General features: G+C 64.7%; 13 protein-coding genes. 6 read left to right on the top strand and 7 right to left on the bottom strand.

The genetic code is table 11. The features are described 5' to 3' along the window. From VFV09_13390 to VFV09_13370, 5 genes are all read right to left on the bottom strand, one after another. Positions 1–207 (bottom strand): ATP-binding cassette domain-containing protein (locus tag VFV09_13390; GenBank protein ID HEU4868704.1); only part of this gene is annotated, 207 nt, incomplete at its 3' end. Further along, positions 204–530, bottom strand: a complete 327-nt coding sequence (locus VFV09_13385; GenBank protein HEU4868703.1) for a non-heme iron oxygenase ferredoxin subunit — start codon at positions 528–530, stop codon at positions 204–206. The genes VFV09_13390 and VFV09_13385, both read right to left, overlap by 4 nt. After that, complete coding sequence (gene sufD / locus VFV09_13380; GenBank protein HEU4868702.1) at positions 527–1819, bottom strand: Fe-S cluster assembly protein SufD; 1293 nt, start codon at positions 1817–1819, stop codon at positions 527–529. Before sufD ends, VFV09_13385 begins: the two co-directional genes overlap by 4 nt. A gap of 224 nt (positions 1820–2043) precedes the next feature. Continuing rightward, a complete protein-coding gene (sufB, locus tag VFV09_13375; protein ID HEU4868701.1) occupies positions 2044–3474 on the bottom strand; it encodes a Fe-S cluster assembly protein SufB in 1431 nt (476 codons plus the stop codon). Positions 3475–3730: 256 nt separating this feature from the next. Continuing rightward, positions 3731–5053: a protein kinase gene (locus tag VFV09_13370; GenBank protein ID HEU4868700.1), complete on the bottom strand. Its 1323-nt coding sequence runs from the start codon at positions 5051–5053 to the stop codon at positions 3731–3733. A gap of 78 nt (positions 5054–5131) precedes the next feature. Between VFV09_13370 and VFV09_13365 the strand changes: the two genes are divergently transcribed. Then, complete coding sequence (locus tag VFV09_13365; protein HEU4868699.1) at positions 5132–5632, top strand: DUF427 domain-containing protein; 501 nt, start codon at positions 5132–5134, stop codon at positions 5630–5632. On the opposite strand, the gene VFV09_13360 is transcribed toward VFV09_13365, so the two are convergent. After that, entirely contained in the window at positions 5633–5911 is a 279-nt protein-coding gene (locus VFV09_13360; protein HEU4868698.1) for an acylphosphatase, read from the bottom strand. Between the two features lie 52 nt (positions 5912–5963). Between VFV09_13360 and VFV09_13355 the strand changes: the two genes are divergently transcribed. The 5 genes from VFV09_13355 to VFV09_13335 all read left to right on the top strand — a co-directional run bounded on the left by VFV09_13355 (position 5964) and on the right by VFV09_13335 (position 10312). Further along, positions 5964–6494 carry a DUF6578 domain-containing protein gene (locus tag VFV09_13355; protein ID HEU4868697.1) on the top strand — a complete coding sequence of 177 codons (531 nt, stop codon included), beginning with the start codon at positions 5964–5966 and terminating at the stop codon, positions 6492–6494. An 87-nt stretch (positions 6495–6581) separates the two neighbouring features. After that, entirely contained in the window at positions 6582–7628 is a 1047-nt protein-coding gene (locus tag VFV09_13350; GenBank protein HEU4868696.1) for a sulfate ABC transporter substrate-binding protein, read from the top strand. Further along, positions 7625–8467, top strand: coding sequence for a sulfate ABC transporter permease subunit CysT (gene cysT, locus VFV09_13345; GenBank protein ID HEU4868695.1), 843 nt, complete (start codon positions 7625–7627; stop codon positions 8465–8467). The genes VFV09_13350 and cysT overlap by 4 nt, the downstream gene beginning before the upstream one ends. An 82-nt stretch (positions 8468–8549) precedes the next feature. Then, a complete protein-coding gene (locus VFV09_13340) occupies positions 8550–9323 on the top strand; it encodes a sulfate ABC transporter permease subunit (protein HEU4868694.1) in 774 nt (257 codons plus the stop codon). Further along, a complete protein-coding gene (locus VFV09_13335; GenBank protein HEU4868693.1) occupies positions 9320–10312 on the top strand; it encodes a sulfate ABC transporter ATP-binding protein in 993 nt (330 codons plus the stop codon). The genes VFV09_13340 and VFV09_13335 overlap by 4 nt, the downstream gene beginning before the upstream one ends. Positions 10313–10374: 62 nt before the next feature. On the opposite strand, the gene VFV09_13330 is transcribed toward VFV09_13335, so the two are convergent. Next, positions 10375–10578 carry a cold-shock protein gene (locus tag VFV09_13330; protein HEU4868692.1) on the bottom strand — a complete coding sequence of 68 codons (204 nt, stop codon included), beginning with the start codon at positions 10576–10578 and terminating at the stop codon, positions 10375–10377. Positions 10579–10877 lie beyond the last annotated feature (299 nt).

The raw sequence follows: 10877 nt of genomic DNA, 5'->3' as shown, positions 1-10877 counted from the left end.
TAGGATGCGCCCTTCGGTGACCTCGTAGCCCGGTTTGCCCATCAAAACGCTGGCCAGGGTGGACTTGCCGGATCCGTTGGGGCCCATGATGGCGTGAATTTCGCCCGGGAACACCTTCAGGTCGACCCCGCGGAGGATCTCCTTGGTGTCGTCGCCTTCGCCGACGGAAACGTGCAGGTTCTCGATTAGAAGTAGTGGCTCAGTCATTTGACTCTCTCCATAGGTCCTCTTACGTACACGTCCTGCCCCTCGACCTTGGTCTCGTAAGGGGCGATGGACTGGGTAGCAGGCGGGTTCAGCACCTTGCCGGTGCGCATGTTGAAGCGCGAGCCGTGCTGGGGACACTCGATCTCATCTTCCTCCAGCCAGCCGTCGTGCAGCTCTACGTAGTCGTGCGAACAGATGTCGGAGGTGGCCAGGAACTCCTCGCCCGTATTGGCCAGGCAGACCGGTTCGCCCTCAACCTCGACCTGGACGACGGTGCCGGGCTTGACCTCGTCGACGGTGGTCACCTTCACCCACTCGCTCATACGGTCAGCTTCTCTTCCAGCAGGTGCTCGACCATGCCCTGAATGTCCTTGCGGCCGACCTTGCCGAGGACCTCCTCGAGGAAGCCCTTGACGATGAGGCGCTCGGCGGCCACCCGGTCGATGCCGCGGCTCTGCAGGTAGAAGACCTCGTTCTCATCCATCTGGCCGACAGAGGCGGCGTGGCTGCAGCGGACGTCGTTGTTCTCGATCTCCAGCTCGGGCTTCGAGTTGGCCATCGCGTGGTCGCTCAACACCAGGTTGCGGTTGGTCTGGTAGGCGTCGGTCTCCCGGCCTTCTGGACGCACGTGGATCTGACCCGAATAAACCGTGCGGGCGTTGCCTTTGAGGGCGCCCTTGTACAGCAGGTCGGAGGTGGAGTGGGCGGCCGCATGGTCCTGCATGGTGCGGAAGTCGAAATGCTGTCCTTCGCCGGCGACGTAGATCCCCATCATGTCGACGCTGTTGCCCTCACCCTGGATTGTCGCGGTGGTCTCGGACCGGGAGAAGGTGCCCCCCAGCGTCAGGACCAGGGACTTGAAGTTGGCGTCCCGGGCGGTCCGGTACGAGTGGTTCTGGAAGTGCCATACGCCCTTGCTGTAATCCTGGATGGAGGCGACGAACCCGCGTGACGCCTGGCCGGCCGCCACCTCGACGGCTGCGACGGAAAGACCCTGCCCACCGAGACCCGGGGATGAGAAGCGCTCGAGGTAGCAGACCTCGGAGTTCTCCTCGTTGACGATCAAAGTGTGGGGGAAGACCGCGGTGCCGGCCTGGTCGATGCGGCAGTCGTAGCCGACCGGCAGGGAGAGGGTTTTGCCCTTGGGCACGTAGATGAACAGCCCGCCGGAGAAGAAGGCGCCGTGAAGGGCGCTGAAGATGTGGCTGGACGTGTCGTACTGGGCGAACAGGTGCGGCCTCACGAGATCCGGGTGCTCGGCGATAGCCGTGTGGATGTCCGTGATGATCACGCCGCCGGAGTCGAGCTCCAGGTCCACGGGGGCGACGGTGATGTTGGCCCCGCTCTGGTGACCCTCGCCGCTGCGATCGGGCGAGAGCTGCACGTTCTGCCTGGCACCGGCCTGCTCGACGCTCACGTTCGGGATCGGTGAGAAGTCGTCCAGCTTGAACTTCAGGCGCGCGAGGTTGGTGTAGCGCCACGGCTCTTCCTTCTCGCCGGGTATCTCCATCTTTTCGAACCAGCCCCAGGCCTCGAGCCTTCGCTCGAGAACCCAGTCAGGCTCGCCCAACGAGGCGCTCAGAGCCTCTACATCCGTTCGGGTGAATCCCATTGGAACCTCGCGTCAATTCTTCGAACTGGTTTCCCTGCGTGCGGACACCGCACCGCAAGGATCTGGTTGGGTGAGGCCGTCCGGTCGACTGAAGATGTGACCTGGGTCCGGCAACTCAGCGCGGCTTAACTTAGCCGCTTTTTGGTGCTGCGCTTCCGGCGTCGCGCTTGCGGGCACCGCTTCAAGCGCTGCCCGGACGCCGGGAGTTACTACAAATAACCGCCCTAGCCTATGGACCCCTCCATTTGCAGTTGGATCAGCCGGTTGAGCTCAACCGAGTACTCAAGTGGCAGCTCCTTGGTGATCGGCTCGATGAAGCCTCGAACGATGAGGCTCATGGCCTCGGTCTCGTCGATGCCGCGACTCTGCAGGTAGAACAGCTGCTCGTCGCCGACCTTGGACACGGTGGCCTCGTGGCCGACCGACCCGGTCTCCTCTTCGATCTCGTTGTAGGGGTAGGTGTCGGAGCGTGAGTCCTCGTCGAGGATCAGCGCATCACAACGAACCGTCGAACGGGCATGAGTGGCGCCGTCGTCGATCCGGACCAGTCCCCGGTAGCCTGCCCGTCCGCCGTCCTTGGAGATGGACTTGGAGACGATGGTGGACTGGGTGTTGGGTGCGACGTGGGTAACCTTGGCGCCGGCGTCCAGGTGCATGCCGGTGCCCGCGTAGGCCACCGAAAGGATCTCCGCCTTGGCGCCTTCGCCGGCCAGGATGACCGCCGGGTACTTCATGGTCACCTTGGATCCAAGGTTGCCGTCGATCCACTCCATGGTGGCGTTGCGGTGCGCAACCGCACGCTTGGTCACCAGGTTGTAGACGTTGTTCGACCAGTTCTGGATGGTGGTGTAGCGGCAGCGGGCGTTGTCCTTGACCACGATCTCAACGACTGCGGAGTGCAGCGAGTCGCTGGAGTAGGTGGGGGCGGAGCAGCCCTCGACGTAGTGGACCCAGGACTCGTCCTCGCAGATGATCAGGGTCCGCTCGAACTGGCCCATGTTCTCCTGGTTGATCCGGAAGTATGCCTGTAGCGGAACCTCCACCGAGACGCCCTTGGGAACCCAGATGAAGGACCCGCCGGACCAAACGGCGGTGTTCAGTGCTGCGAACTTGTTGTCGTTGGCCGGGATGATCGTGCCGAAGTACTCCTTGACCAGGTCGGGGTGCTCCCGCAGCGCCGTGTCCATGTCCGTGAAGATCACGCCCATGTCCTCCAGGTGCTTCTGGGTGGAGTGGTAGACAACCTCGGACTCGTACTGGGCGCTCACTCCGCCGAGGAAGTTCTTCTCCGCCTCGGGGATGCCGAGCTTGTCCCAGGTGTCCTTGATGTTGTCCGGCATGTCTTCCCACTTGGTGACTTTGCCGGTGGGCTTGATGTAGTAAAAGATGTTGTCGAAGTCGATGTCGGAGAGGTCTGCGCCCCACGTCGGCATCGGGCGACGGTAGAAGTAGTCCAGCGCCTTGTGTCGGTTCGCCCGCATCCAGTCGGGCTCGTTCTTGCGATCCGAGATCATGTCGATGACCTGGTGCGAAAGACCGCGTGAGGGTGCCTCGTCGTACGAGGTGGCGTCGTGCCATCCGTACTTATAGGTGCCCTGGATCTTTCGGACCGCTTCGTTTTCCGCGAGGACCGGGTCGAATTGTTCTATCGCCATGATTGGATACCCTTTCCGGGTGATAAAAGTTGCGCTTGGGGAGTTTCTGGTAATCGCGCCTTTGAGTACCCGCTGCACTTCCAGCTTAACAGCTTAGCCAGGGCTGTTCTATAGCCACCTTGCCGTCGCTGCCCGCTGCCGATTTCGGTGCAAATAACGTCCTAAACCGTCGTTTTCTTCCTAAAACCCGCACCTGAGCACTCGCGAAAACATATCTGAATCCCAGGCTTAGTCAACCCCCGGCTTCGCCTGAGGCTCAGCCTTCCAGCAGCGGCACCCCTACAGCCTCGGGGGCGGGCGGCGGGTCCACCGGGGCGGGCGGCGGGTCCACCGGAGCCGGCGGCGGGTCCACCGGGGCCGGCGGCGGCTCCACCGGTGCAGGCGGAGGCTCAACCGGTGCAGGGGCGGGCGCCGGAGCGGGGGCGGGCGCCGGACGGGGTGCAGGTCTCGGCGCCGGGGGCGGGGCAACGGACGACGTAGTAACCGAAGGCGTGGGCTCCGGATCGTTGTTGGTCGTGTTGTTGAGACTGTTGAACATCACGAAGGCTATGGCCAGCAGGGCGATGATCGCGGCGATGCCGATGAGGGTCTTGCCGGTGTTGCTGCCCGGAGGGGGCGCCTGGCTCACGCGGCGAACCGGGGCGGCCGTGGCCGCCGGCATGACCCGGGTAGCCTCATCCCTGCGAACATGAGCCACCGGCGCGACGGCCGTCTTGTCGGTTTCAACCGGGAACGGCGCAAAGGCCGCGGTGCCCTCCGGCTGCATGCTGTCGAGCAGCTCCGCCGCCATCTCGGACCCCGTCTGGTACCGGTCGCGGGGATCCTTCGCCAGGGCGCGCATGATCACCGCATCCATCTTGCTGGGGATGCCCGGGTTCGTCTCCGAGGGCCTCGGGGGGTCCTGGTTGTTGAGCTTGTGGACCATCTCCACGTAGGTGTCGCCCTTGAGGGGGAGGTTTCCCGTGAGCATCTGGTAAAGCAACGCTCCGAGGGAGTAGATGTCGGAGCGCCCGTCGACGGGTTCACCCCTGGCCTGCTCCGGTGAGAGGTAGGCGACGGTGCCGAGAATCGACCCGACCTGCGTCAGGTTCCCCGCCGTAGCTGCCTTCGCGATGCCGAAGTCCATGACCTTGGCGGTCCCGTTGCGGCTGATCATGATGTTGCCCGGCTTCACGTCCCGGTGGACGATGCCCTTCTCATGCGCCTCGGCCAGTGCCTGGGCGACCTCGGCGCCGATGCTGGCGACCTCCTCAGGCGGAACGGTTCCGTCCTCGTTGAGGATCTGGTGCAGGGTGCGGCCCTCCAGGTACTCCATGACGATGTAGTGGGTGTCGCCGTCGGACCCGGTGTCGTACACCGCAACGATGTTCGGGTGGGTCAACGAGGCGGCCGCCTGGGCTTCCAGCCGGAACCGGGCGACGAAGCTTGGGTCCTCCGCCAGCTCCTCGGACAGGATCTTGATGGCCACCGTGCGGCCGAGAGTGAGGTCGGTCCCCTTGAAGACGGTGGCCATGCCCCCGCGAGCGATCAACGACTCGATTTGGAATCGTTCGTGAATCAACGTCGGTTCTTCCGGCAAGGGCCCTCCGCCAGCGTTGAAGATGTCTACCTTCAAGACTGTACCCACTATTTTCGTATGGCCATTAATGTCGGTGGGATGTTCAAACCCAAAAGGATCGAGCCGGGTCCGGGGCAGGAGTCGGTCTGGGACTACCCGAGGCCTCCCCGGATCGAGGTGTGCCGCCGGTTGGTGACCGTGAACTTCGCCGGCCGTCAGGTCGCCCGATCCGACCGGGCGCTGCGGGTGCTGGAGACCGCCGGCGCCCCCACAATCTACATCCCGTCCTCGGACATCGACCTCGAGTGCCTGCGACCGGCGGGTGGTCGGGGAAGCTGGTGCGAGTGGAAGGGAGCCGCCACGTACTTCGACCTGGTCGCCGATGGGCAGCAAAGCCCGAAGGCAGCGTGGACCTACCCGAAGCCGACCCCTTCGTTCACGCAGCTGGCCGATCACTTCTCCTTCTACCCGGCGCGCACCGACGGCTGCTACCTCGACGACGAGCTGGTGGAGCCGCAGCCCGGCGGCTTCTACGGCGGCTGGGTGACCGCGGACATCGTCGGGCCCATCAAGGGCGAGCCGGGCAGCCTGCTCTGGTAGTCAGCGGATACGAAAGCCGCTTTCGCCCTGGGGGGTCTCTACCTCGACCTCCACATGCTCGACGTGCGCCATCGGCGGACCGGCGCCCGCCCACTCCACCACCGCAGCCACGTCCTCCCGCAGACCCTCCAGGACCGCTTCGACCCGCCCGTCGGGCAGGTTGCGCACCCAGCCGGCAACCCCGCGCGACCGGGCCTTCCGGGCGGTCTCCTGCCGGAAGAACACGCCCTGCACCCGTCCTGCGACCCAGATGTGGGACCTCACCCTGTTTTCCGGCATCCCTGAAGATTAATAGAGGCCGTGCGGGCCCCTTGGGGGTAGCCTCGGAGCGATGAACGTGCCCATATGGGTTTCGGCCTGGGAGTTGGAGTGCTGCCAGCCCGACGCCACCGTCGGCGAGCCGTGGGTAGCATCGGTGGTGGGGTTGAAGCCCCCCGATCCGTGGTGGGCGGAGCACGCCTCCGAGCCGGTGCCGGACGAGGTGCGAAAGCTGGGCGTCGTCGACCTCGAGGGCACTGCGGCGTCGGTGACGCTGCACGAACGGTCGGCCATCGTCGACCTCGGCGGTGTCAGGGTCATCGTCCCCGGCGTCCGGAGCTCGGGCGAGGTTGCGGTGAAGGGCCGCCTCTGGCTCGATGCCCACGAGCACCCCGAGTACCAGGGCGCCGGCGGGTTGGAGTGGCGGGGCGTCGTGACCCGCATTCGGGGGATTCGTCTGATCTATCAACCGGTCACCGTCTACCTGGCGATCCCCGTGAGGCAGGAGGAGCCCGTAGACCTGCGTTCTACCAGCGACCGCAGGGACCCGGCGATGGCCGATAGGGGCTTCTCGGAGTTTCTGATCGACCTCGACACCGCGTAGGAATCCAAACGCTTGACACATCCGGGTTCTGCTTATTTACTAACTCCACTATTTTAATGGTGTTAATCGACACAGTGGGGTAGACACTTGAAGAGACGAGTAGTGCGAGCGGCCGGCGCGGTTGTTGCGGCCCTGATGACGATGACTGCGTGTGGAGGCAGTGCTTCGGGTCCGGACGACGCTTCCGGCGGTTCCGGCGGTTCCGGCGAAACCATCTCGATCGTCGGGTTTGCGGTTCCCGAGGCGGCGAACAAGGCGATCGCTGCGGAGTTCGTAAAGACCGACGAGGGCGAAGGTGTCACCTTCGAGACCTCCTACGGGGCGTCCGGCGATCAGAGCCGGGCGGTCGTCGCAGGTCTCAGAGCCGACTATGTCCACTTCTCGGTCGCCAGCGACGTAACCCGGCTGGTCGACGAGGACCTGGTCGACGAGAGCTGGGACGACGGCGGCAACAGGGGGGTCGTTTCTTCGTCGATCGTTGTGTTCGCGGTCCGTGAGGGCAACCCCAAGAACATCGAGGACTGGGACGACCTGATCAAACCCGGCGTCGGAATCGTCACCCCCAACCCCGGCTCCTCCGGCGCCGCACGCTGGAACGCCCTGGCCGCCTACGGCCAGGTGATCGAGAGCGGCGGCAGCGAACAGGAGGCAACCGCCTACCTGGACTCGTTCTTCAAGAACGTGGTTGCCCTGCCGGGCAGCGGCCGGGACGCGACGACCGCATTCCTCGGCGGCACCGGCGACGTCCTGATGGCCTACGAGAACGAGGCGATCCTGGCCCACCAGAACGGTGAGCGGTTCGACTACATCATCCCGGAGACCACGCTCCTGATCGAGAACCCGGGAGCGGTGCTAAAGGACGCTCCCCCGGCCGCGGAGGACTTCCTCGAGTTCGTGTTGAGCGAGCACGGCCAGAAACAGTTTGCGCTCAAGGGCTTCCGCCCGGTGATTGACGGAGTCGAGTTCGGCGAAGTCGAAGGAGCCAACGACCCGTCCAACCCCTACCCCGCGGTGAAGAACCTGCTCACCGTCGAGGAGGACTTCGAAAGCTGGAGCGCCCTCTCGGACAAATTCTTCGATGAGGAGAACGGGATTGTCACCAAGGCGATAGCGGCCTCCGGGAAAGCCGGATGACCGCGGCAACCACGATTGCGAGGCCGGCGCGAAAACGCCGGCCCGTGCGGGTTGGGAGGATCAACCGGGTTACGGGCCTGGGTCTCGGAATGGCGATGATCTGGTTCAGCCTGCTTGTGCTTCTCCCCCTTGCGGCCGTGGTCGCCACTGGGGCCGGCGGAGGCTGGGCGGCGTTCTGGCAGACGATCACGAATCAGCAGACTGCGGCGGCGATCAGACTGACCGTCACCCAGGCGGCTTTGGTGACCGCCGTGAACGTGGTCATGGGCACCCTCATCGCCTGGGTCCTGGTCCGCGACAACTTCTTCGGAAAGCGGGCCCTGGAGGTCCTCATCGACATCCCCTTCGCGCTGCCTACGATCGTTGCCGGGCTGGTGCTCCTGTCGCTCTACGGCCCTGCCGGCCCGCTCGGAGTGAATGTCGCCAATCGCCAGTCGGCGGTCTTCCTGGCGTTCCTGTTCGTCACGCTGCCCTTTGTCGTCCGCATGGTGCAGCCTGTGCTAGCCGAGCTTGATCCGGAGATCGAGGAGGCTGCCGCCTCCCTCGGCGCCGGCCGCCCGACGACCTTTCGCCGGATCGTCCTGCCGAGCATTGCCCCGGCCATCGCCGCCGGCGCGGCCCTGTCCTTCGCCCGGGGCGTCAGCGAGTACGGGTCCCTGGTCCTGCTGTCGGGCAACCTCCCGTTCCGCACGGAGGTCACGTCGGTGAGGATCCTGAGCAGCGTGGAGAACAACAACCTGCCCGGGGCGGCTGCGGTGGCGACGGTCCTGCTGGTCATCTCGCTGGCGGTGATCGTGGCCCTGGACGTCATCCAGCGAAGGATCTCCCGCCGTGGTTGACCCTGAGACGCGGCCGGTTGAACCAGCAGCCGTAAACCGGCGACGCGGCAAACCCGGACCTGCGACCTGCGCATTCCGGTCGATCGTCACCGCCTACCTGTTCTTCCTGGTGGCCTGGCCCCTGTACCTGGTGGTTCAGAACACCTTCGCTGGCGGATTCGACGGGGTCCGGGGGATCCTCACCGACCCCGACGTCGTCCACGCGTTGCGACTGACCCTCGTCGTCGCAGTCACTTCGGTGGTCATCAACACCGTTTTCGGCGTCGGGATCTCGCTCCTGCTGGTCCGCTACGAGTTTCCGGGCAAACGTGCGCTCAGCGCCCTGCTCGACCTCCCGCTTTCGGTCTCCCCGATCGTCGTAGGGCTGTCGCTGGTCCTCGTCTACGGCGGCCGCGGCGGCTGGTTCGGCCCGGCGCTCGAAGACCTGGGGCTGCAGGTCATCTACGCCACGCCCGGCATCGTCCTGGCAACCGCATTCGTCGCCCTGCCTCTCATGATCAGGGAGGTGGTCCCGGTTCTGGAGGAGATCGGCATCGAGGAGGACCAGGCCGCCCGGAGCCTGGGGGCAAACGCCGCTCAAAGATTCCGCCGGATCACCCTCCCGGCCATCCGCTGGGCGGTGGTCTACGGGGTGGTCCTCAGCTTCGCCCGGTCGCTCGGCGAGTTCGGGGCGGTCAAGGTCGTCTCGGGAAACGTGCTCGGCCTGACCCGGACCGCCACGCTCGTGGTTGAGGAGAAGTACCTCAACTTCGACCGGGGCGGCGCCTACGCCACCGCCTTCCTGCTGGCGCTGGTCTCGGTGGCCTGCATCGTGATCGTCTCGATAATCCGACCCAACAATCAGGAGGCACTTTGAGCATCGAGATCCGGGACGTCGGCAAGAAGTTCGGCAACTTCGTGGCCCTCGATGACGTGTCGGTGAGCATCCCGACCGGCCGTCTGACCGCTCTGCTGGGGCCCAGCGGCGGCGGCAAGTCCACGCTGCTGAGAATCATCGCCGGCCTGGAGAACGCCGACTCGGGACGGGTGGAAATCGAGGGGCACGACGCCACCAACCTGCCCGCCCAGAAACGCAACGTCGGGTTCGTGTTCCAGCACTACGCCGCCTTCAAGCACATGACGGTGTTCCGCAACGTGGCTTTCGGCCTGGAGATCCGCAAGCGCCCGAAGGCCGAGATCCGCGAGCGGGTCCACGAGCTTCTCGAACTGGTCCACCTGGACCAGTTCTCCGACCGCCTACCGTCCCAGCTCTCCGGCGGCCAGCGCCAGCGGATGGCTCTCGCTCGGGCACTGGCGGTGAAGCCGACGGTGCTGCTGCTTGACGAGCCCTTCGGAGCCCTGGACGCCAAGGTCCGTAAAGAACTTCGCGACTGGCTCCGACGTCTCCACGACGAGGTGCCCGTGACGACGGTCTTCGTCACCCACGACCAGGAGGAAGCCCTCGAGGTGGCCGATGAGATCGTCGTGATCAACAAGGGCCGCATCGAGCAGATCGGCCGTCCCGACCAGCTCTACGACGAGCCGGCCAACGAGTTCGTCATGCGTTTCCTGGGGCCGGTGACCAAGCTTGGGAACGCCTACGTCCGGCCGCACGACATCGAGCTGCACGTCACGGACCCCGGGCTGGCGCTTTCGGGTGAGGTCACTCGGGTGGTGCGGGTCGGCTACGAGGTGAGGGTCGAGGTCGAGACCGGCGGCCAGGTCGTCCTGCTGACCAGGACCCGGCGCGAGTACCAGGCGCTCGGCCTGTCGATCGGATCGAGGGTTTGGGTCAAGCCCGTCGCCGGCGCCCCGATGAGGACGCCCGGTGGGCCGGCGCCGACCGGCGACCTGCTTGCCATATGACAAATACAAAGAGGCCGGCCCGAAGGCCGACCTCTTTTGATGCGAAAGCTTGTGGTTGTGGTTTATGCGGGGCGAACGTTGCTCGCCTGCAAGCCCTTCTGACCCTGGGTGACGTCGAACTCGACAATCTGACCCTCGGTGAGCGACTTGAAACCGGTTCCAAGGATTCCGCTGTGGTGCACGAAAACGTCCTCGCCGGACTCCTGTGAGATAAAGCCGAAGCCCTTCTCATCGCTGAACCACTTTACGGTTCCACGCTGACTCATCTGTAACCCTCCCTTCAGCCGCACATTGCGGCTACTTCAAATACCGCGCACTGCGGTACTGTGCTGCAGTTCGGGCCCAGAAAAACAACTAGCCGCGGCCTGTTCTAGCTCCACGGCATTTGAAAGAACCGAAAACCGAAACCTACAACCGTTTCTTAGTGTAACAGCCATAGCTTCGAACCGGTGTCCTCGCCGCCTGGCCTCTGCAGAAAATACCTTAATTCGGAACTTTGCTCGCCCCTGCCTACTTGTTGCCGTCTCCCGAATTGTCCAAACACTTCAGTCCGCTTGACAACTTC

The organism is Actinomycetota bacterium, assembly GCA_035759705.1.
Taxonomy (GTDB): domain Bacteria; phylum Actinomycetota; class CADDZG01; order JAHWKV01; family JAHWKV01; genus JAJCYE01.
Note: the sequence above shows the minus strand (reverse complement) of the source record. Positions and strands in the feature narration are given on the sequence as shown.

What these genes read in the sequence shown, in the direction of transcription:
- VFV09_13385 (HEU4868703.1), bottom strand. Translation starts at nt 530, where the DNA reads ATGAGCGAGTGGGTGAAGGTGACCACCGTCGACGAGGTCAAGCCCGGC.
- sufD (HEU4868702.1), bottom strand. Translation starts at nt 1,819, where the DNA reads ATGGGATTCACCCGAACGGATGTAGAGGCTCTGAGCGCCTCGTTGGGC.
- sufB (HEU4868701.1), bottom strand. Translation starts at nt 3,474, where the DNA reads ATGGCGATAGAACAATTCGACCCGGTCCTCGCGGAAAACGAAGCGGTC.
- VFV09_13365 (HEU4868699.1), top strand. Translation starts at nt 5,132, where the DNA reads ATGTTCAAACCCAAAAGGATCGAGCCGGGTCCGGGGCAGGAGTCGGTC.
- VFV09_13360 (HEU4868698.1), bottom strand. Translation starts at nt 5,911, where the DNA reads ATGCCGGAAAACAGGGTGAGGTCCCACATCTGGGTCGCAGGACGGGTG.
- VFV09_13355 (HEU4868697.1), top strand. Translation starts at nt 5,964, where the DNA reads ATGAACGTGCCCATATGGGTTTCGGCCTGGGAGTTGGAGTGCTGCCAG.
- cysT (HEU4868695.1), top strand. Translation starts at nt 7,625, where the DNA reads ATGACCGCGGCAACCACGATTGCGAGGCCGGCGCGAAAACGCCGGCCC.
- VFV09_13330 (HEU4868692.1), bottom strand. Translation starts at nt 10,578, where the DNA reads ATGAGTCAGCGTGGAACCGTAAAGTGGTTCAGCGATGAGAAGGGCTTC.